This is a genomic window from Capnocytophaga cynodegmi (genome assembly GCF_002302475.1).
Classification (GTDB): domain Bacteria; phylum Bacteroidota; class Bacteroidia; order Flavobacteriales; family Flavobacteriaceae; genus Capnocytophaga; species Capnocytophaga cynodegmi.
On the sequence record NZ_CP022378.1, the window covers coordinates 104,827 to 127,551 of the forward strand.

Below are 22,725 nucleotides of genomic sequence, written 5' to 3' on the forward strand. Positions count from 1 at the left end.
TTCATTCTACATAAGCTCCTTCTTCCAAAGTTGCGTGAAATAAAACTCCAAGTTCATTACATTTTATTTGTAATTGTTTGATTGTATTTGGAAAATTGCTTCCGTCTGCAATCACTATTTTAGGTTTGATTTCCAATAACATACGTTCAAAATTTATTTTAGGAGATTGTGTCACAATTATCTTATCTACTTTTATTTTTTTAGATTTTGGATAAACCGCCAAACTATCCAAACATAAAATTACATTTCCCTGATATTGAATTATATGAGGGATTTTTTGTATACTGACATTTGAAACTCCTGAAGACGTTATATAATTATCAATAATCCGATTTGATTTTACACTATCATTTTGAAAAACAACAAGTTGTTTCCCTTTTCTAACAGAAAATAAACTTTTTTTATGCAAATGGAAGATAGTTATATTCTCTTCATTCTCGATTTTATACTTATTGTAAAATAATACACCTTGAAAAAGTAAAATAGAAGATAATAAAGCTATTATTGATTTAAAATTACGTTTATTTATCCAAAAAATTAAAGTAAAAACTATTAATAATGAAACAATCAGCAATTTATTATCAAAATATATATTTCGAACAATGAATTCTTCCTGTGAAGCAATGATTTTTGTAGAGAAATTCATTAAATAGATAATTTTTTCAAGAATAAAACTTAAAAAAGAAGGCAAAACATTAAAAGAACCAAGTATTAAAGCCAGAAAACCTAAAACAAGAATTGGCGATAAAAGTGGTACAAGTAGTAAATTAGAAATAAAAAACAAAAAAGGAAACTGATGAAAATAATACAAACTTATTGGAAGTATGACAATTTGAGCCGAAATACCAACCAAAAACAAAGACCAAATACCTTTTAAAATTCGTATTTTAAGTTGCCACAATTTTTCCAAATGAGGATAAAACATCAGTATCGAAAAAACAGCTAAATAACTTAACTGAAAACCAACTTCATACAAATAATTTGGATTAATTAATAGCAATAATAGCATTGAGAACATTAAGGCATCAAAGCGTCCTTGTTGCCTATTTAACATAAGAGCTACTCCAATGAAACTGAACATTGTAACGGCTCGTAACACCGAAGGTGACAACCCTGCTAAGAAAGCAAAGTTCCAAAGAAAAAATAACAATAAAACAAAACGTAGCCCTTTCCAAATTCCATAATTTGGTAACTTTTGTAATAAAAACAACAACATTGCAGTGATAATCCCAACGTGAAGACCTGAAATAGCCAAAATATGTACTGCCCCCGCATCAATGTAGTTTTTATATGTATTTTCGTCTAATTCTTTACGTTCTCCTAAAAGCAATGTTTTTAGTAAAGAAGCTGTTTCCTTTGAAAAATTTGAATCAAGCACTGAAAACATCTTCATTCGTATTTTTTCAGCAAACCCTCGTATTGAACTTTTTTTCAACTCATTATGAACCTTATACGAGAATACATTTGCTTTATAAAATACATCTTGTCGTTGCATATAGCTTTTATAGTCAAATTGATAAGGGTTTTTAGGAGCAGGAATTGAGGTTAATTTTGCAGATAATGTAAGAAAATCATCTCTATGTAAATCAATTCTTTCTGATGAATTCTTTGGAAAGAAAACAAGTAACTTCCCTCCTACTTGTTCATCGTCAGCTGAAACTAATTTTGCTTTATACGTAAATCCAAAGTCAGATTCTGAAACTTTTTCTAAAATTCTGACTTGTAGTAAATAGAACTCATTCTCTTTAAGCAAATTTGTGTAATGATTTGATTTTAAGGTAGGATTATGTAGCACTGCAACTAAGATTCCTATAAAAAAAGACGCTAAAAAAGTATGAAATGTAAAAAGTCTTTTTAGCTTTATATTCTTTAAAGAAAGAAAATAATGTACTGATAATGTTACTATTAGAAATAAACAAGAAACTAAAATAGTTTGTAAACCTACACGAAAAAGACCTGAGACTGCAATTCCAATTACAATTCCTGAAAGTATGGTTAATATTGCCGTATTTACAAATTTCACATAAGAATTCTTTTAGCTTTTCGGTATGCTTTAGACCAATAACCCTCACTTAATGAGGATATAATTACTCCCCTTGATGTTGAAGAATGTATGAATTTTATTTCATTTCCTGTTTCTACCACAATGCCAACGTGAGAAATTCTTTTATTCTTTCCTGTCACAAAAAACAGCAAATCACCAATTTGAACGTTTTTCAAATCGACATTTTTTCCTTGGTTTGCCATTTCGTGAGAAGAACGATGTAGAGAAACTTCTAAAGGTTTGAAAGAAGCGGATACAAATCCTGAACAATCAAACCCGCTTCGGGTAGTTCCTCCGTATTTGTAAGGACTTCCTAAATAGGACAATGCTGTATCAAGCACTAATTGTTGTTGCTCATTTGTTGTATAGGCAGAAGGATTTTCTTTTTTTACACTAACAGAATTCGTTTTTTCTGTAATGTGTTTCTCAGTTTTTTCCTGATGATTTTTATTTACTTTCTTATCTTTTTTATGTGACACTTCTGCAACCTGATTTCTCTTATTTTTAGAAACCTCCTGTTTTTCCTCCATCTTCACAGTACGTTTTCGTGTGCTATAACGCTCTGCACAAGATGTGAAAAGTATGACAAAAATAAGAAATATTACTTTTAAAAATCTCATTACCAAAACTAAAAATTAGATGTGAATATAAAAGCCGAAAGAGCAAAGTAAATAATTAACCTTCTGCTCTTTCAGCTTAATGTATTAAAACTAAATAATTGATTTTATTGATACTACCAAATTATCTCCTTCAGCATTTACATCAAAATAGATATTATCCCCTTCTTTGATGTGTGATGAAACTATTTCTTCAGCCAAAAGGTCTTCAACATATTTCTGAATTGCTCGTTTTAAAGGTCTTGCTCCATACTGCTTATCATAACCTTTTTCTGCAACGAAATCTCTTGCCTTTTCACTTAATTCAATTGAATATCCTAAATCTTTAATTCTGGAATATAACTTATTAAGCTCAATATCAATTATTTTAATTATATCCTCTTTACTTAGCGGATTAAATGTAATTACATCATCGATACGATTTAAAAATTCGGGAGCAAATACTTTTTTGAGTGCGTTTTCAATCACTGACTTTTCGTGAGCATCAGATTGTGCCATTTTGGCAGATGTACCAAAGCCAATTCCTTGTCCAAAGTCTTTTATTTGTCTTGCCCCAACGTTAGAAGTCATAATAATGATACTGTTCCTGAAGTCTACCTTACGCCCTAAACTATCAGTTAAAAAGCCATCATCAAGCACTTGTAACAACATATTAAAAACATCGGGATGAGCCTTTTCTATCTCATCGAGCAAAATTACAGAATATGGCTTACGACGCACTTTTTCAGTAAGCTGTCCTCCCTCTTCATATCCCACATAACCTGGAGGAGCTCCAATAAGTCGTGTAGTTGAAAATTTCTCCATATATTCGCTCATATCAATACGAATCATAGCTTCCTCTGAATCAAATAGTTCTCGAGCTAAAACTTTTGCTAATTGAGTTTTTCCAACTCCTGTTTGTCCCAAGAAAATAAACGAGCCTATTGGCTTGTTAGGGTCTTTTAATCCAGTACGATTACGTTTAATCGCTTTTATAACTTTCTCAACTGCAATATCTTGACCAATAATTTTTCCTCTTATGGTTTCAGAAAGTGTTGATAGTTTATTCATTTCAGTTTGAGCAATTCGGTTCACAGGAATACCACTCATCATTGAAACTACATCTGCAATATGCTCTTCCGTTACCACATCTCTGTGTAGTTTTGCATCTTCTTCCCATTTTCTGTGAAGTTCAGCCAAATTTTGTTCTATTTTCTTTTCATCATCACGCAAACGAGCTGCCTCCTCAAACTGCTGACGTGAAACAGCATCTCCCTTTGATTTTATAACACGCTCTAACTCAGATTCTAATTCCAAAATCTCTTTCGGAACTTTCATCTGTGTTATATGTATGCGTGACCCCGCCTCATCTAATGCATCTAATGCCTTATCTGGTAGAAAACGATCTGTTAAATAACGACTTGTTAATTTAACACAAGCCTCAATAGCTTCATCAGTATAGGTCACACTATGGTGGTCTTCATACTTTTTCTTTATATTATGAAGAATCTCAATAGTTTCTTCAATTGATGTTGGTTCTACAATAACTTTTTGAAAACGCCTTTCCAAAGCGCCATCTTTTTCGATAGATTGGCGATATTCATCTAAAGTAGTCGCTCCAATACATTGTATTTCACCTCTTGCTAAGGCTGGTTTAAACATATTTGACGCATCTAAACTACCTGTAGCCCCACCAGCTCCAACAATTGTATGAATTTCATCAATGAATAGAATAATATCGTCATTTTTCTCTAATTCATTCATTATCGCTTTCATACGTTCCTCAAACTGACCACGATACTTAGTTCCTGCAACAAGCGAAGCCAAATCAAGTGTAACTACGCGTTTGTTATACAATACGCGTGATACTTTTTTCTGAATAATTCGAAGAGCAAGTCCTTCTGCAATTGCACTTTTACCAACTCCTGGTTCTCCTATCAGCAAAGGATTATTTTTCTTCCTACGGCTCAAAATTTGAGAAACTCGTTCAATTTCTTTCTCTCTTCCTACAACAGGATCTAATTTCCCTTGTTCCGCCAACAAAGTTAAATCTCGTCCAAAGTTATCAAGTACGGTTAATTTGCGCGTCCCTTTTTGAGTGCTACTACTCGATTCAGAAGCTTGACCTTTTCCACGTTCATAAGCACTTTTATCCTCTCTTTCTTCATCATCAAAATCATTAGTAGCATTGAAAAATTTGTCATCACCAATAGGTTGAAACTTAGACTTAACCAATTCATAATCAACTCCAAGTTTATTAAATACTTTCGTAGTTGGGTCATTTTCATTACGTAAAATGCTCAACAAAAGATGTCCTGTGTTAATTACATCATTTTGAGCCCGTTTAGCCTCCAAATAAGTAGCCTGCATAGCTCTTTCTGCCTGAACGGTAAAATGAATAGCATTATGATTTGGTGGATTAAGCCCCCGAGCAGAAGTTAGTGCGTGGATATTTTGCCTTAGCCTATCCATATCTGTTTTCAAACTAAGTAAAACCTCAAATGCCCTACCCTCACCTTCGTGAAGCATAGCCAATACAAAATGTTCTGTTCCTACTGTTGACTGCCCCAAACGGATAGCCTCATCTTTACTATATGTAAAAATTCTTTTAACTCTTGGAGAAAAATTGTCACTCATAAAATATGTTCTAAAAATGTATTGTATGTAACAAAAATCATTCCTTTTGGAATAACCTGAAATTTTGTCATTTAAAATGAAATTTCTTTTCTTGGGTAAAGGTAAACAAAATATCTGAAAATCAAAAATTAGAATATTTTTTTCCTCTCGAAAACAGCTTTAAAAGCAGTTCTTAAAGCTAAAAAGGCAGAAAATCCTAAAAAATTCTCTGCCCTTTAAAAAATTAATATTTTTTACTTTTTATATGTGAATTACTTCGCCATATGCAGCAGCAACAGCTTCCATAACAGCCTCACTCATAGTTGGGTGCGGATGTACTGCTTTTAATACTTCGTGACCAGTAGTTTCAAGTTTACGAGCAACAACTGCCTCAGCAATCATATCTGTAACTCCTGCCCCAATCATATGACAGCCAAGCCATTCGCCATATTTGGCATCAAAAATTACTTTTACAAATCCGTCAGCATTTCCACCCGCTTTCGCTTTTCCTGAAGCCGAGAACGGAAACTTGCCAACTTTTATTTCATAACCTTTCTCTTTAGCTTGTTTTTCAGTAAGTCCTACAGATGCAATTTCAGGGGTACAATACGTACAGCCTGGGATATTTCCGTAGTCAAGAGGTTCAACGTGTAGTCCTTTTATTTTCTCAACACACAAAATTCCTTCCGCAGAAGCTACGTGAGCCAATGCTTGACCAGGAACCACATCACCGATAGCATAATATCCAGGAACGTTTGTTTGATAGAATTTATCCACCAAAATTTTATCGCGGTCGGTTGCAATACCAACTTCTTCTAAACCAATATTTTCTATATTTGTTTTAATTCCTACTGCAGATAAAATAACGTCTGCCTCCAATACTTCTTCACCTTTTGAAGTTTTAACGAAGGCTTTTACTCCTTTACCTGAAGTATCAACTCTTGTAACTTCGGCAGAAGTCATAATTTTTATTCCCAATTTCTTGAAGCTACGTTCCAATTGTTTTGAAACTTCCTCATCTTCAACAGGAACAATGTTTGGCATAAATTCCACTATGGTAACCTCTGTCCCCATTGAATTGTAAAAATAAGCAAATTCAATTCCAATAGCACCACTTCCTACCACAATCATTTTTTTAGGTTGCTCTGGCAAGGTAAGTGCTTGGCGATATCCAATTACCTTTTTACCATCTTGTGGAAGAGCTGGTAACTCACGTGAACGAGCTCCAGTAGCAATGATGATATGGTCAGCAGAATATTCAGTTACTTTACCATCTTTGTCTGTAACTTCCACTTTTTTACCAGGTTTCACTTTTCCAAAGCCGTCAATTACGTCAATTTTATTTTTTTTCATTAAAAACTGAACGCCTTTGCTCATTCCGTCTGCAACATCACGACTTCTTTTTACAACTGCAGAAAAATCCTTATCAAATTCTTTTACAGAAAGTCCGTAATCTGAAGCGTGTTTCAAATATTCAAACACTTGAGCTGATTTTAAAAGTGCTTTTGTTGGGATACATCCCCAATTCAGACACACACCTCCCAAGTTTTCTTTTTCAATTACTGCTGTTTTAAAGCCCAATTGAGAAGCACGAATCGCAGTTACATAACCACCTGGTCCGCTTCCCAATACAATAATGTCATATTTACTCATCTTATATAATTTTATTTGTCAATTTAATTTAGCGTACGAAAGTACGTAATTTTACTTACAATGATTAATATTTTTTATTTTTTTAAATTTAGATATTCTGCAAAAAATTAAAAATCAATTCTTTTCAGATTTTATGTTTATCAATGACTCTAGAATTTTAGATTCCAATTTTATCACTAATTTTATATCTTTCTTCTTTATTCTTGGTTCTCAAAATGATTTCTCCTAAAAATCCTGCAATGAAAAACTGTGTACCAATTACCATCGTTGTTAATGCAATGTAAAACTCAGGACGATTAGCTATCAATCGGTTATGCGGATTAATAAACAATTTATCAATACCCAAATAAATTGAGAAAGCAAAACCTATAAAAAACATCAAAACTCCTAAAGCTCCAAAAAAATGCATTGGCCTTTTTCCAAATTGAGATATGAAACTAATGGTTATCAAATCTAAAAAACCATTAATAAATCGATTCATTCCAAATTTAGTTTGCCCATACTTTCTGGCTTGATGTTGAACAACTTTTTCAGTAATCTTCTCATAACCAGCATTTTTAGCCAAAACAGGTATATAACGATGCATTTCTCCCGAAACATCAATATTCTTGACTACTTCTTTTTTATAAGCTTTCAAGCCACAATTAAAGTCGTGAAGGTGTAATCCTGATGTTTTACGAGCAGCCCAATTGAACAATTTTGATGGCAAGTTTTTAGTTAACTTTGAATCGTAACGTTTTTTCTTCCAGCCTGATACCAAATCATATCCTTCTGTGGTTATCATTCTGTAAAGTGCTGGAATCTCGTCAGGGCTATCCTGTAAATCAGCATCCATTGTTATGACAACATCTCCTTCTGCCTTAGCAAAACCAACGTGTAGAGCTTGTGATTTTCCATAATTTCTGAAGAAACGTATGGCTGAAACACAACTATCCTTCTCCGATAAATTCTTTATTATCTTCCAAGAATCATCATTACTTCCATCATCTACAAAAATTATTTCGTAGGTGAATTTATGCTCTTCCATTACTCGGACTATCCAACTATGGAGTTCCGTTAATGACTCTTCCTCATTTAAAAGAGGGATTACTATTGATATTTGCATTGAGATACGTAAATCTAAATTCTAATTCCCGCAGGAATTAACTCCTTGTATTCCTTATTTCTTCTGAAAAAAGCAATTGCCTCTGAACAAGTTGGTACAACTCTAAGTTTTTTTGAAGAAACTTTTTGAAGGACAGCTTTCATAAATTCGTCTGTAAATTCTTCATCAGCCTCTTCGGGAATATGTACCTTTGTGAAAAAGATTTTTCTTTCTTGTATGGAATACTCTACAAATGCAATTTGTCCACTTACCTTGGCCTGAAATTGGCGTAAAAATTCACTATCTGTTATTTCAATCATATTGGTATAAAGCATTAACAATAGAAAATAGGGATTTCCGTCACCACTTTTATATTTAATAAAAAGGTTGTACCTTTACCCTAGTTTTATATTTGTAACTTCGGTGCAAAATTACGAAATAATTCATTAATTTTCAATTTTTAAATGATAAATACTAAAACTCATATTTACCTGATGCCGGGAATGGCTGCGAGTCCTAAAATTTTTGAATTTTTACAATTTTCTGACAATTACGAAATTCATCTCTTGGATTGGATTCTTCCCTTGAAAGAGGAATCTTTATCGGAATATGCTTTACGTTTATCAAAAAATATTAAGCACAACAAACCCATATTATTAGGGGTTTCTTTTGGTGGAATCATTGTACAAGAAATTGCAAAACATATTGATTATAAAAAAATTATAGTAATATCGAGTGTAAAAAGCAAACACGAATTACCTAAGAAAATGCTTTTGGCTCGATACACAGATTTGTACAAATTACTTCCAGTGAGTTTAATTAATTCTCTTGAATATTGGAAACAATTTTCCTTCATTGATTCTGTTACTAAACGTATTAAACTTTATGAAAAATACATCGGTATGCGTTCACCTTTTTATTTAGAGTGGTCTATTGATAAAATTATAAATTGGGAACAGGAAACTCCTTTACCTAATACTATTCATATACAGGGAAGTAACGATAAAATTTTCCCAGCAAAGTACATTTCTGACGCAATTATTGTTGAAAAAGGTACACATATTATGATTATCAATAGGTACAAATGGTTTAATGAAAATCTACCTTCAATAATTGAAGGTTAAAAACTGATTTCCAGTAATTTAAAAATTAAAAATTCCTTAAAGTTTTGCCAAAATAAAAATTTATGCTACCTTCGCACTGAATATGTGAAATTCTTTACGTGTAGAGAATGTATTGTTTTTTTGATTTTTTAGATTTATTTTCAATGAAAAAAATATTATTTTTAGTTTCGGCTTTAACAATTTTAAGTTGCTCAGAAACAGCTGATGAGAATACGATGATTATCGAGGGAAATATTGAAGGACTGAAGAAAGGAAAAATCTATCTTCAGCGATATGACGATGAAAAATTAATCAATTTGGATTCTGTTGAAGCAAAGGGCGATGGTAAATTTACTTTCAAAAGGAAACTTGAAACTCCCGAAGTTTTTTACATTTATCTTGATTTAGATAAAAAAGAGGGAACAGATTTTGGAAATAGACTTCGTTTTTTTGGTGAACCTACAACAATCAAAATCAATAGTAAACACGAAATGTTTGACATTCACGCAAAAATTGAAGGCTCCGAATCACAAAAAATTCTTGAGGAATATAACAAAAACATACGAAAATTCAGCAATCGAAATTTAGAACTTTTAGAACTACAACTCAATGCTTTAAAAGAACAAAATCAGAAAAAAGCTGATTCAATTAACCAACTTTCGGAAAAAAATACGCTTCGACGTTATCTATACACACTGAATTTTGCCATCACGCACCCCGACTCGTATGTGTCTCCTTACATTGCCTTAGCTGATGCACCTGATGCCAATGTTAAGTTTTTAGATTCAATACACGGCATACTTTCTCCTGAGGTGGCTTCATCTAAATATGGTAAGGAATTAAAAAAACATATTGAAGAAATCAAAAAAACAAACTAAAAACCAGCTTCTTATGAAAAAGAAGATTATAGCACTTACAGGAGCAGGAATTAGTGCCGAAAGTGGTATAAAAACATTTCGTGATTCTGATGGACTCTGGGAAGGACACAACGTAATGGAAGTTGCTTCCCCTGAAGGGTTTGCTAAAAATCCCAATCTTGTTTTGGAGTTTTACAATCAACGCAGACGGCAGCTAAAGGAAGTGAAACCAAACTTGGCTCACAATATTTTATCAGAATTACAATCTGATTACGAAGTAGTTATAATAACCCAAAATGTAGATGATTTACACGAAAGAGCTGGAAGTAAAAATATAATTCATCTTCACGGGGAATTGTTAAAATCAAGAGGCGTTGATAATGACAAACTAATTTTTGATTGCTTTGGGGATATTCATTTAGGAGATTTATCTCCCTCTGGAGCTCAGCTACGCCCACATATTGTTTGGTTTGGAGAAGATGTTCCAATGATTCCTAAAGCCATACAAGAAGTTGAAAGTTGTGATATTCTTTTGGTTATAGGAACTTCTTTACAAGTATATCCCGCAGCGGGACTTATGAATTATGCCAAATATAACACTCCCATATACTATGTAGATTTAAACCCTCAAATTCAAAGTAATGAAAATTTGATTGTAATCAAAGAAAGGGCTTCTATTGGTATGCAGCAAATAGCTGATTTATTAAAAAAAAATCAGTAATGATTTACCGATGATGATAAGGTTCGTTTTTTAATATTGTAAAAGCTCTGTAGATTTGTTCAACAAAAAACAAACGTATCATTTGATGAGAAAATGTTAATTTTGAGAGAGATAATTTGCCATTAGCTCTTTGATAAACTTCCTCTGAAAAACCATAAGGTCCTCCTATTACAAATACAATTTGCTTTGTGCCTGTATTCATTTGCTTTTGTAAAAATTCAGAAAAACCAACCGAAGTATACTCTTTACCTCGTTCATCTAATAAAATTAAATGATGAGAATTTTCTATGTTTTTCAAAATTAACTCTCCCTCTTTCGCCTTTTGTTGCTCTTCACTAAGTGATTTGCTATTTTTTATATCCAGAATGATTTGCATCTGAAAGTTTACATAATGCGAGAGTCTTTTTTCGTAATCTGCTATAAGTTGTTGTAATGCAGAATTATCCGTTTTACCTATGGCTATTAGCTTGATATTCATCTAAAAACAATAAAATTTAGGGACTGATATTCTCTCTTACAAAAACATCAATCCCTAAAAAAATTTAACTATTTATAACTAAAAGAAAAATCTTTCTTTTTCTCCTTTTTCATTTAATAATTCTAATGAATTTCGTGTATTTGATGATAAGTTCGACATTATTTCCTTCAATTCATCAACATCTTTTATTGATTTTCCATTTACAGAAAGTAATACTTTACCCACTACCCCAATATTGTTGTGTTCATAAAACTGAGAAGCTCCTGTAATTTTCACTCCTGATTTAGTTTTGAATTTTTTGTAATCATTTTCCGATAAGTTTTTCACTTCCAGACCAAGAGCATTAATTACATACATAGTGTTTTTCTTAAGAGTAATATTTGTCGTTTTTTCTTTTCCTTCACGTACATACAACACTTTCAACGCATCTCCAGGTCGTTTAGAAGCAATGTATCCACTAAGGTCAGAATACTTTTGAATACGCACATTATCAATCTTTTTGATAACATCTCCTTTTTTAATTCCTGCAGAAGCAGCTCCTGAATCTTCATCGACAGCATCTACGTAAAAGCCCTCTGTTTCTTTTATTTTAAGTTTCTCCGCATAGGTTGAATTTAATTCTGTACCTCTAACACCCAAAATTCCTTTTTGAACATTTCCAAACTCTATCAAATCCTCAACTACTTTTTTGGCTATGTTACTTGGAACTGCGAAAGAGTATCCAACATAAGTACCTGTTGTTGAAGTTATTGCAGTATTAATTCCTATCAAATCTCCTTTCAAATTCACCAAAGCTCCACCACTATTTCCTCTGTTTACAGCTGCATCTGTTTGAATAAAGGACTCCACTTTATCACTTGAACGTTCGCTAATATTACGAGCTTTTGCACTTATAATCCCCGCTGTAACGGTTGAATTCAAATTAAACGGATTCCCTACAGCAAGTACCCATTCACCTATTTGCGTATTATCTGAATCAGCGAAGGTTAAGAAAGGTAACTGCTCCCCTGCATCAATTTTAAGCAAGGCTATATCTGATGAAACGTCCGTTCCTACAAGTTTGGCTGTATATGTTTTGTTATTATTCAAAGTAACTTCCAAACTCGTAGCATCAGCAATTACGTGATTGTTTGTAACTATGTAACCATCAGGTGTTATGATAACTCCAGAGCCAGTTCCAATTTGTGTTTGATTACCTCCTCCATTTCCGTAAAGTAAATCAAAAATAGACATTGCTCCACCTTGTACCTTTGCTACATTTTTGATGTGAACAACGCTATTTACCGTTTTATTTGCTGCTTCAACAAAACTATTTTCATTGAATTGAAACTTTGCCTCTGTTATATAATTTGCCTGAACAAAGTTAGGTTTTCCCGCTTCAGCAATAATCGCCTGATTTATCTCTTTTTTGTCAAAAAACAACTTGTATCCACCTAAGGTCAGCATTCCGCCTAAAAAAGCTGCCGAAATTGCACTTACATAATTTTTCATACTGTTTTTCTTAAAATAGTTATACTTAATATATTTTTTTAACATACTATTTTTACAATCATCAATAATTATGCCAAAAAAGAATGAAAATATCTACAAAATAATATTTTAATAAAATATTATTATACCTGATTTTGTATCCTTTAAAAATTTATTGCTCTAAAGAATTGATTATTGCCTTTTTCATCTGTGTATGAACATAATCCTTTACTTCTGCGTATGAAATATTATACTTTCTGTCGATATTTTTCATTTTGTCAGGAAAAGGTTCTAACATTTTATCATAATAGCTATCCAGTCGCTCTTTTGTTGGGAGTTGAAACTCCAATTTGAGCTGAAAACGACGAAGTAAGGCAAAGTCTATAAAATCAATATGATTTGTAGCACAAATAAGCACTCCATCTTTAGGAAAATAATCAAATAACTGAATGATTGTATTTACCAAACGTCGCATTTCCCCTACATCACGCTCATCATCGGTTCGAGTTTTTCCTATTTGGTCAAATTCATCTAAAAACAAAACTGCTTTTTCTCTTTGGGCTTTATCAAAAACGGCTTTCAAGTTTTTGGAAGTTTCTCCTATTCTTGAATTTACTAAATTACTCAAATTCAGAACAAAAGAAGGTTTATTCAATACTTTGGCAATTGCCTTTGCTGTTGTGGTCTTTCCACAACCTGAAGCTCCATAAAACAAGATTTTATTATCAGGATATAATCCATATTTTGAAAGTTCTACAAAATACTTATGTTCTTTAATTACCTGACTTAAAGCACTTTTGTTCTCTTCGGATAAAAAAATATCTTCAAAAGAAATGGATTCTTTATCTTGAATTACAAAATCTGTCGTAATCATAAATCTCTCTGTATTATTTTAATTTTTTTTGTAATCATCCCAATATCACATCTAATGACATCATTATAACAAAGCCTATAAGAAACCCAATTGTGGAAACATCTGTATTCTTATTTTGCTGTGACTCAGGAATTACCTCCTCAACAACAACATAAATCATCGCTCCTGCCGCAAAAGACAACGCATAAGGCAAAATTGGCGTGAAAAACAACACAGCAACTGCCCCTAAAACTCCCGCAATAGGCTCTACTACAGCAGACAATTGCCCATAAAAGAAACTTTTTCTTCGGCTTAATCCCATTGCTCGTAATGGCACAGAAACCGCGATACCCTCAGGGAAGTTTTGTAAACCAATTCCTATTGCCAAAACTACCGCACCTGCAATGGAGGCTTCAGGAACTCCAGCCGCAACACCTCCAAAAAGCACACCCACTGCCAACCCTTCAGGAATATTATGCAAAGTTATTGCTAAAATCAATAAGGTGGTTTTTCTAAATCTTGATTTTATGCCCTCTGTTTGCTTAAAGTTTGCGTGAAAGTGAGGCAACAACTTATCCAAAACGAAAAGAAAAAACGCTCCTAATAAGAACCCCAAAACAGCTGGTATCACTTTGTAAATCCCTTCTCCTGAAGTCATTTCCATAGAAGGAATTAATAAACTCCAAATACTTGCCGCTACCATCACTCCTCCCGTAAATCCGAGCATTCCATCCATAAAAGTTTTATTCATCTGCTTGAAGAAAAAAACTACAGAAGCCCCTAAAGCCGTCACAAACCAAGTAAACAAAGTTGCACAAAGTGCTGCATTCACAGGGTCAATACTCTCTAAATAAGCAATTATTGATTCAACCATAAATTAAAATCTAAAATTATGAAATGCAAAAATAATCATTTATTTTAGATTAATCTAAAAATATTTTTAATCCATCAATAATATTATTTAGATTCATTTTACAAACCTTTATTTTTTCCTGTAATAATCATACATTGCTTCTTGTGACCTTATTATTTGATTATCATTAGTTCGATAGGCGTTATCTTGTTTTTCTGAAATAATCCTTGCTTTCACGTTATCTGCCCAACCAATTTCGAACGTATCAATCAGTTCTTTTTTGATATCAGGGTCGTAAATTGGGCAACCAACTTCTACTCGGTACGATATATTTCTTGTCATAAAATCTGCTGAAGAAATGTAAACTTTCGGATCTCCATCATTTCCGAAAATAAACAAACGAGGATGCTCCAAAAATTTATCCACAATACTGATAACTTCAATGTTCTCACTCATTCCTTTAACGCCAGGTATCAGACAGCAAATTCCACGCACAATCATTTGAATCTTAACTCCTGCCCTACTAGCTTCGTACAATTTATCAATCATTTTATAGCTAGTCAAGCTATTCATTTTCAATTTTATACAAGCCTCTTTACCAGCTTTTGCATTTTGTATCTCTTTATCAATGAGCTTAGTAAGTACTTTCTTCGTATAATGAGGTGAAACTATCAAATGTTTGTAACGCTGAATTACATAACTCGTTTCCAGGAAGTTAAATACTTTATTAACTTCTTTTAGAATGTCCTGATTTGCTGTGAATAAGGTATAGTCAGTATAGATTCTAGCAGTTGATTCATTAAAATTTCCTGTACTAATGAAACCATAACGTTTGATTTCCTTTCCTTCTTCTCGTTCAATCACACATATTTTACTATGCACTTTTAGCCCACGAACACCAAAAATAAGTTTTACTCCTTCTGCCTTTAATAGCTCTGCATATTTTATGTTCGACTCTTCATCAAAACGTGCCTGAAGCTCTATCTGAACCGTAACTTTCTTACCATTTTTGACTGCATTTATCAGTGAATTAACCACTTGTGAATTTTTTGCTAAACGATAAATTGTAATTTTAACAGATTTCACTTTGGGGTCTAATGCAGCTTCACGCAGAAACCAAACAATATTAGAAAATGTATGATATGGAGTGAATTGCAAGTAGTCTTTTTCAGCTATTTTTTTAAGGAGACTGCCTCCTGTGGCAAGTCCTTTAACAGGAAGTGGTTGAATGGGTTGATAGGTTAAATCGTGACGTCCCATACTTGGAAAACTCATATAATCACGACGATTATGATATCTTCCTCCAGGTATAATACTATCTGTTTCAACTATTTCCATTTTATCAAACAGAAATTGCAACGTATCTTTCCCTATTTCTTTATCATATACCAAACGTACGGGTTCTCCACTACGTCTTCCTTCCACGCTTGAAGATATTTTCTCCACAAAACTCTTGCTTAAATCGTCATCAATATCAAGCTCTGCATCACGAGTAATTTTTATCATATGAGCAGTAAGAGACTCATAATCAAATATATTAAAAATTTGATGCATACAAAACCTAATAATATCATCTATCATTATTATGTAGTGCTTGTTGCCAATTTGCGGAAGCTCAACAAAACGATTTAAAGTTGTAGGAAGCTCAATAAGAGCATATTGTATTTTCTCTTTGTAGGCTTTTGATGAAAAAAACTTTTGAACTCCTTTTGTCTTTGTCTCATTTTTGAGTGTCATTTTTATTGCTAAATACGCAACATCATCTTTCAGTTGAGGAAAAGCCTCTAAATCATTTAAGATGATTGTAAACAAAGCTGGACGTACCTTCGACAAGAAGTATGAATTTACAAACTGCTCGTGCTCAGCAAGTAATGTTTTTTCATTTACAATGAAAATATTTTCTTTTTCAAGTTGTTTGGTTACAGAATTAATTATCTGAAGGCTTTTTTCCTGTAAATGAATAACTTCTTTCGTAATTTCTTCAAGTAATTCTTTAGCGTGTACACCAAGTTCATCGTGTGCGTGGTCATTCATCGCTACACGCTTTACTGTCGCATAACGAACTTTAAAAAATTCATCCAAATTGTTTGAAAAAATTCCAGCAAAACGGAGCCTTTCCAATAAGGGGACATTTTCATCAGCAGCTTCTTGAAGAACTCGAGCATTGAATTTCAACCAACTAAGCTCTCTGTTTATATATTTATTTTTATATTTTGTCATTTTTAAATATTCTTTAAGAAATTTCGTGTAAAGGTATGATTTTTTTCTGATAGAAACAAGAGCAGAATAAAGAATATAACATTATATAGTTCTTTGAAAATGTGACAATAAGGTTTCATAATGACTATCAAATTGAGGAATATTATTTTTATTCAAAAATGAAAACTTTTTACAAATAAATTCCATTTTTATTAATTTAAAGAATTTGAATTTCTTTTTTTCTTAAAAATATTTGCTTATTACCAGTATATATTGTAATATTGCAGCAGCTTTTCAGTTCCTTCTATTAAAAACATTCTCTAAACAATTCTTAATGAAGGAAATACCTATCTCAACAACATTCTAAAAACTGAAAAAATCATCATTTTTTTATTTTAATAACAAAAAATTACCAATGTTTGACATTACTGATTTAAAATCTATGAAGCTTCCTGAGTTACAGGAAATAGCTCAGGAGATGAAGGTGCCTAAATTTCGCAGCTTTAACAAAAGTGATTTAATTTATCAAATACTTGACCTTCAAGCATCAAATCCTCCATTACCACAAAAACAAGAAAAAGAGAAAGAAACTTCTGAAAAAAAAGCAAATTCTGTAAAAACTAAAAATAAGAAAAAGGAAACTGTTCAAAAAGTACCTTCTGAAACTAAAGCTCAACAAGCTGATAAAGAGAATACTAATTCAAAAGAGAAAAAACAGGAGCCTACACAAAAACAAGTTGTAAAAAAAGAAAATCCTGTTACAAATAAAGAAAACAAAAAAACAGAAGTTAAAGAAACCTCACCTCAAGATTCTGACGAAGTAAGCAGAGAACCAAAACAATTTAAAAAACAGCAAAACTTCCAGAAGAAAAACAACCAACAAAACACACAAAATCAGCAAAATACACAAAATAACAAATCCAACTTCAATAAGAATGGTAATGGGAATAATCAAAACCATTCAAATAACAACCATTCCGAAAATTTTGACAAGGAAAAGAAAAATCGTTATCGATCACCTGAATTTGAATTTGACGGAATTGTAGAATGTGAAGGAGTTTTGGATATAATGCAAGACGGGTATGGTTTTCTTCGTTCTTCCGATTACAATTATTTAGCCTCACCTGATGATATTTATGTGTCACAATCTCAAATTAGGCTTTTTGGATTACAAACGGGTGATACAGTATTGGGAGCGGTACGTCCTCCGAAAGAAGGAGAAAAATATTTTCCTCTTCTTAAAGTACTGAAAATAAACGGACTTGACCCTCAAATTGTACGTGATCGCGTTTCTTTCGAACATTTAACGCCTCTTTTCCCAGATGAAAAATTTAAGTTAGCAGAAAAGGGAAGTACCATTTCTACCCGAATAATTGACTTGTTCTCACCTATTGGGAAAGGACAAAGAGGAATGATTGTTGCTCAGCCTAAAACTGGTAAAACAATGTTACTCAAAGATATAGCAAATGCTATTTCTAAAAATCATCCCGAAGTATACTTAATGGTATTACTCATTGATGAGCGTCCTGAGGAAGTGACTGATATGCAACGAAGTGTGAAAGGTGAAATTATTGCTTCCACTTTTGACAAAGAGGCTTCAGAGCACGTTCGAATTGCAAATATTGTTTTGGAAAAAGCCAAACGACTCGTAGAATGCGGACACGATGTAGTAATTCTGTTAGATTCAATTACACGATTAGCCAGAGCCTATAATACGGTTCAACCTGCTTCAGGTAAAGTACTTACAGGAGGAGTTGATGCGAATGCACTTCACAAACCAAAACGTTTTTTCGGTGCGGCTCGAAATATTGAAAATGGAGGTTCTCTCTCAATCATTGCTACCGCACTTACTGAAACTGGCTCAAAAATGGATGAAGTTATCTTCGAGGAATTCAAAGGAACAGGAAATATGGAATTACAATTAGATAGACGTATTTCGAACCGCCGTATCTTCCCTGCCATTGACCTTATTTCATCTTCAACACGTCGTGATGATTTGCTACTCGATGAAAAAACACTTCAACGTACTTGGATATTGCGTAAATATTTGGCAGATATGAATCCTGTAGAAGCAATGGAATTTATGGAAACACAAATGAAACAAACTCGTAATAACGAAGAATTTCTTATCACTATGAATAATTAGATTTTAACAATACGAAAAAAGCTATTTCTTTTGGGAAATAGCTTTTTTATTTTAAAAATAGATAAAAATTAATTTTCTTCAATCATATCTAACTCCACACGGAGGTTATTTATGATAAATTCCTGACGATCTGGCGTATTTTTTCCCATATAAAATTCCAAAAGTTGTTCTGTATGAATAGTTTTATCCATCATCACGGGGTCCAAACGCATATCTTCACCAATAAAATATTTAAATTCATCGGGTGAAATTTCTCCCAATCCTTTAAATCGGGTAATTTCAGGTTTTCCCTTAAGTTTCTTAATTGCATTTTGTTTTTCCTCTTCGCTATAACAATAAATAGTTTCCTGTTTATCTCTCACTCGAAAAAGAGGTGTTTGCAAAATGTATACGTGACCTTCCTTTATCAATTCAGGGAAAAATTGTAAAAAGAAAGTAATCAAAAGTAAGCGAATGTGCATTCCGTCCACATCGGCATCTGTTGCGATGACAATATTGTTGTATCGCAAGTCAGAAATAGAATCTTCTATGTTTAATGCGGCTTGTAATAGGTTAAATTCTTCGTTTTCATAAACGATTTTTTTAGTCATTCCGAATGTATTCAGAGGCTTTCCCTTAAGACTGAAAACTGCCTGTGTTTCCACATCACGCGACTTGGTGATAGAACCTGAAGCCGAATCTCCCTCAGTGATAAAAAGCGTAGTCTCCAAATTTCGTTCCTTTTTAGTATCTGTTAAATGAATACGACAATCACGAAGCTTTTTGTTATGCAGACTTACTTTTTTTGCTGCTTCTCTGGCTGATTTTCTGATACCTGCGAGTTCCTTACGTTCACGTTCCGCTTGTTCTATTTTCTTTTTTATTTCATCGGCAACAGCCAAATTTTTATGGAGAAAATCATCTAAATGTTTACCAATGAACTCATTAATATAAGAACGTACCGAAGGCATTCCCTCTCCCATTTCAGTAGAACCCAACTTAGTTTTTGTCTGACTTTCAAAAACAGGTTCCATCACTTTAATGGATATTCCACCAATAATTGACTTACGGATATCGGAAGCATCATACGATTTGTTAAAAAAATCTCGAATAGTTTTCACATAAGCCTCTCTGAAAGCCAACAGATGTGTCCCTCCCTGAGTTGTATTTTGCCCATTGACAAAGGAATAATATTCCTCACTATACTGAGTTCGACTGTGTGTTACTGCTACCTCAATATCCGTTCCTTTCAGATGAATGATAGGATAGAGAAAATCCTCTTCATTGTTATTCTCTGTTAATAAATCTTTCAGACCATTTTCGGAATAATATTTCTCTCCGTTGTAGTGTATCGTAAGTCCAGGGTTCAAGTACACGTAGTTTTTCAACATCCGCTCAATGTACTCATTTCTAAACTTATAATTTTTAAAAATGCTCTCATCAGGAATAAAAACCACATTTGTCCCTCTTCGTTTGGAAGATTCCTCAATAGGAGATTCCTCCAACAAAATACCTTTTTCAAATACAGCAGACTTCGACTGATTATCTCTCACAGATTCTACCTTAAAATACACAGATAACGCATTGACGGCTTTTGTACCTACACCATTGAGTCCCACCGATTTTTTAAATGCTCGAGAATCATACTTTCCTCCCGTATTCATTTTTGAAACCACATCTACCACCTTTCCCAAAGGAATTCCTCGCCCGTAATCCCTTACATCTACTCGATTTTCCGTGATTTTAACTTCAATGGTTTTTCCTGCACCCATAACAAACTCATCAATGCAGTTATCCAAAACCTCTTTCAGAAGAATATAAATTCCATCATCGGGGGAAGAACCGTCACCCAACTTACCAATGTACATTCCTGGTCGCATACGAATATGCTCCCGCCAATCTAATGACTTAATATTATCTTCTGTATATTGTGTATTTTCCATCACTTAAAACATTTTCAAAACTCTGCGAAGATACTAATTTTTTAAAATTTATTTATTTTCGATTTGCTTTTTTATTTCTATCAGACTCTTAAATAACTTTCCGTCAGACACTTGAAGTCCTTGACAGATTAGATTGAATATTTCTAATTTACGATCTTCTACTAATTTCTTTTTCCCTGTGTAAAACTGAACTTTATCGGAATGTATATTTTTCTCAAGCCATTGAAATCCATTTGGAGTTGTCAAATCAACAATTTTATCTGAAACCAACACAGAAATCATCTGGGCATCATTTTCTTGGAAAGAGAAGCAATTAATCGAATCACTATCAATTCTTTCCAAAAACTCAACTTTTTCTAAACTTTTCTCCCAAACCAAATCGCTGAAAATATCAATTTCCTCTTCCGCTATATGAGGTTTTTCCCTTTTTATGGTTTCCCATTCATCAAAAGTAATTTGTTGCGAGGCTAAAAAACGAGCAAAATCATAGTGGAGTTCTTCCAGTTGCTCCTTAGTTAAGCGTGTGTATTTCATTTATTTACAAAAACTAAAAGTTGAGAGTTAAATTGTTTTCACGCTTTAATTCTCAACTGATAAACATATTTTTAATAATGATAATAAAGACAGAAGAATTAACCTTCTAACTACAAGTTTTTCAAAACTTCAATAGCATCATCATACTGACTTTCAAAAACATACATTTCCACCTGCATCGGAATTTCACTTGCAAATCCTGCTAATCTTCCTGATTCTGTGCGGTCTTTTATAATAGGTTCAATTCCAATCTGTTCCAAAGCTAACCTTATAAGATTTGCTTGAATTGAAGAACCTTCGAATATTTTTTCTAATTCTGGCATATTGATTTGTTTTTGATTATTCTAAAAAAGACCATAGAGTAAACCATCAACCTTATTTATTATTTCGCCCAAATCCTCTGGATTATCCACAAAATTGATATTATCTACATCAATAATCAATAACTTTCCTTTGTCGTAATTTTTAATCCATTTTTCGTAGCGTTCATTCAAACGATTGAGATAATCTATTGAAATAGAGCTTTCATAATCTCTGCCTCGTTTATGAATTTGTTTCACCAAATTTGAAATTGTACTTCGTAAATAAATTAACAAATCGGGCGGTTGCACCAGCTTTTCCATCAAAACGAAAAGCGATTTATAATTCTGAAAATCTCTCCCACTCATAAGTCCCATTTCGTGCAAATTGGGGGCAAAAATATGAGCGTCTTCATAAATTGTTCGGTCTTGGATTATATTATTTCCTCTCTCACGAAAATCCAAAACTTGACGAAAACGGCTATTCAAGAAATAGATTTGTAAATTGAAGCTCCAACGTTCCATCTGATGATAAAAATCATCTAAATACGGGTTATCTACAACATCTTCATAATGAGCTTCCCAACCATAATGCTTTGCTAACAAAGCTGTTAATGTTGTTTTCCCTGCTCCAATATTTCCTGCAACGGCTATATGCATTGGTCTTAACTATTTTAGTACTATGTGTTTTATATTTCGTTATTATTTTTCAGTGTGTTGTTGTATTCAAACTCTGCTTCATCACGCAAACATTTTATCATAGATGTATTTTTTATTTCCTTGATTACAAACGAGCTTTGAATATTTGCAATTATTTCCAATTTTGAAATTTTATGTACTACAAATCTTTGGTATTCCTCCATATCGTTCAACACCAACTTGAGCAGAAAATCATAGCCTCCCGCCATATACGAAGCTTCAAGAACCTCATCTAACGTGCTGATATATTGTTCAAACTCTTCAAAAAGTTCTCCCTGATGTCGAAGTAATTTTACTTGACAATATGCTACGAGCTTTTTCCCTAACTGCTTTGGATTCACAACCGCAACATAATTTTCTATTACTCCGCTGGTTTCCATTTTTTTTATCCGCTCGTGAACGGGCGTGATGGAAAGCCCCACTTTTTCTGCTAACTTCTTGATAGATTGCTTACCATCTTGTTGCAATTCATCAAGTAACATAAAATCTATATGGTCTAACATTTGCATAATTATTCAATTATTTTAAAATTATGTGGGTAAAAATATTTTATTTTTTTGAAAAACACAAAAAACAGAAAAAAATTCTGTTTTTTTCT

20 protein-coding genes are annotated in these 22,725 nt (G+C 32.9%); 4 read left to right on the top strand and 16 right to left on the bottom strand.

All coding sequences use genetic code 11. The features are described from left to right. Position 1: 1 nt before the first annotated feature. The 6 genes from CGC48_RS00465 to CGC48_RS00490 all read right to left on the bottom strand — a co-directional run bounded on the left by CGC48_RS00465 (position 2) and on the right by CGC48_RS00490 (position 8,310). A complete protein-coding gene (locus CGC48_RS00465; protein ID WP_095897337.1) occupies positions 2-2,023 on the bottom strand; it encodes a ComEC/Rec2 family competence protein in 2,022 nt (673 codons plus the stop codon). After that, on the bottom strand, positions 2,020-2,574 hold the full coding sequence (locus CGC48_RS00470; protein WP_232780517.1) for a C40 family peptidase: 555 nt from the start codon (positions 2,572-2,574) through the stop codon (positions 2,020-2,022). The genes CGC48_RS00465 and CGC48_RS00470 overlap by 4 nt, the downstream gene beginning before the upstream one ends. A 180-nt stretch (positions 2,575-2,754) precedes the next feature. Beyond that, positions 2,755-5,277: an ATP-dependent Clp protease ATP-binding subunit gene (locus tag CGC48_RS00475; protein WP_095897339.1), complete on the bottom strand. Its 2,523-nt coding sequence runs from the start codon at positions 5,275-5,277 to the stop codon at positions 2,755-2,757. Positions 5,278-5,517: 240 nt separating this feature from the next. Next, positions 5,518-6,909 (bottom strand): dihydrolipoyl dehydrogenase, encoded by a 1,392-nt coding sequence (gene lpdA / locus CGC48_RS00480; RefSeq protein WP_095897340.1) that lies wholly within the window; start codon positions 6,907-6,909, stop codon positions 5,518-5,520. 157 nt (positions 6,910-7,066) lie between these two features. Then, on the bottom strand, positions 7,067-8,014 hold the full coding sequence (locus CGC48_RS00485) for a glycosyltransferase family 2 protein (protein WP_095897341.1): 948 nt from the start codon (positions 8,012-8,014) through the stop codon (positions 7,067-7,069). Between the two features lie 14 nt (positions 8,015-8,028). After that, a complete protein-coding gene (locus CGC48_RS00490) occupies positions 8,029-8,310 on the bottom strand; it encodes a GNAT family N-acetyltransferase (protein WP_098029712.1) in 282 nt (93 codons plus the stop codon). 147 nt (positions 8,311-8,457) lie between these two features. Between CGC48_RS00490 and CGC48_RS00495 the strand changes: the two genes are divergently transcribed. From CGC48_RS00495 to CGC48_RS00505, 3 genes are all read left to right on the top strand, one after another. Further along, positions 8,458-9,117 carry an alpha/beta hydrolase gene (locus CGC48_RS00495; RefSeq protein WP_232780518.1) on the top strand — a complete coding sequence of 220 codons (660 nt, stop codon included), beginning with the start codon at positions 8,458-8,460 and terminating at the stop codon, positions 9,115-9,117. A gap of 143 nt (positions 9,118-9,260) precedes the next feature. Then, entirely contained in the window at positions 9,261-9,974 is a 714-nt protein-coding gene (locus CGC48_RS00500; RefSeq protein ID WP_018279136.1) for a DUF4369 domain-containing protein, read from the top strand. Positions 9,975-9,987: 13 nt separating this feature from the next. After that, on the top strand, positions 9,988-10,674 hold the full coding sequence (locus tag CGC48_RS00505) for an SIR2 family NAD-dependent protein deacylase (protein WP_098029714.1): 687 nt from the start codon (positions 9,988-9,990) through the stop codon (positions 10,672-10,674). Positions 10,675-10,678: 4 nt separating this feature from the next. On the opposite strand, the gene rlmH is transcribed toward CGC48_RS00505, so the two are convergent. The 5 genes from rlmH to ppk1 all read right to left on the bottom strand — a co-directional run bounded on the left by rlmH (position 10,679) and on the right by ppk1 (position 16,548). Then, the gene (gene rlmH, locus CGC48_RS00510) at positions 10,679-11,152 is read right to left on the bottom strand and encodes a 23S rRNA (pseudouridine(1915)-N(3))-methyltransferase RlmH (RefSeq protein ID WP_095897342.1); all 474 of its coding nucleotides are present in this window, start codon (positions 11,150-11,152) and stop codon (positions 10,679-10,681) included. 78 nt (positions 11,153-11,230) lie between these two features. Beyond that, complete coding sequence (locus CGC48_RS00515) at positions 11,231-12,643, bottom strand: S1C family serine protease (RefSeq protein WP_098029715.1); 1,413 nt, start codon at positions 12,641-12,643, stop codon at positions 11,231-11,233. 151 nt (positions 12,644-12,794) lie between these two features. Continuing rightward, on the bottom strand, positions 12,795-13,496 hold the full coding sequence (locus CGC48_RS00520; protein WP_095897343.1) for an AAA family ATPase: 702 nt from the start codon (positions 13,494-13,496) through the stop codon (positions 12,795-12,797). Positions 13,497-13,530: 34 nt separating this feature from the next. Beyond that, positions 13,531-14,349 carry a ZIP family metal transporter gene (locus CGC48_RS00525; protein ID WP_095897344.1) on the bottom strand — a complete coding sequence of 273 codons (819 nt, stop codon included), beginning with the start codon at positions 14,347-14,349 and terminating at the stop codon, positions 13,531-13,533. Between the two features lie 108 nt (positions 14,350-14,457). Further along, entirely contained in the window at positions 14,458-16,548 is a 2,091-nt protein-coding gene (gene ppk1 / locus CGC48_RS00530) for a polyphosphate kinase 1 (RefSeq protein WP_095897345.1), read from the bottom strand. Between the two features lie 394 nt (positions 16,549-16,942). Here ppk1 and rho point away from each other — a divergent pair, with 394 nt between their 5' ends. Next, complete coding sequence (gene rho, locus CGC48_RS00535) at positions 16,943-18,673, top strand: transcription termination factor Rho (RefSeq protein ID WP_095897346.1); 1,731 nt, start codon at positions 16,943-16,945, stop codon at positions 18,671-18,673. Positions 18,674-18,741: 68 nt separating this feature from the next. Here rho and CGC48_RS00540 read toward each other — a convergent pair whose 3' ends face one another. From CGC48_RS00540 to CGC48_RS00560, 5 genes are all read right to left on the bottom strand, one after another. After that, on the bottom strand, positions 18,742-20,595 hold the full coding sequence (locus CGC48_RS00540) for a DNA topoisomerase IV subunit B (protein WP_041993147.1): 1,854 nt from the start codon (positions 20,593-20,595) through the stop codon (positions 18,742-18,744). A 48-nt stretch (positions 20,596-20,643) separates the two neighbouring features. Then, the gene (locus CGC48_RS00545; RefSeq protein WP_095897347.1) at positions 20,644-21,129 is read right to left on the bottom strand and encodes a DUF6495 family protein; all 486 of its coding nucleotides are present in this window, start codon (positions 21,127-21,129) and stop codon (positions 20,644-20,646) included. Positions 21,130-21,239: 110 nt separating this feature from the next. Then, on the bottom strand, positions 21,240-21,452 hold the full coding sequence (locus CGC48_RS00550) for a putative signal transducing protein (RefSeq protein WP_095897348.1): 213 nt from the start codon (positions 21,450-21,452) through the stop codon (positions 21,240-21,242). A 21-nt stretch (positions 21,453-21,473) separates the two neighbouring features. Further along, the gene (locus CGC48_RS00555) at positions 21,474-22,088 is read right to left on the bottom strand and encodes a deoxynucleoside kinase (protein ID WP_095897349.1); all 615 of its coding nucleotides are present in this window, start codon (positions 22,086-22,088) and stop codon (positions 21,474-21,476) included. Between the two features lie 29 nt (positions 22,089-22,117). Then, entirely contained in the window at positions 22,118-22,636 is a 519-nt protein-coding gene (locus CGC48_RS00560) for an Lrp/AsnC family transcriptional regulator (RefSeq protein WP_041993136.1), read from the bottom strand. Positions 22,637-22,725: the final 89 nt, after the last annotated feature.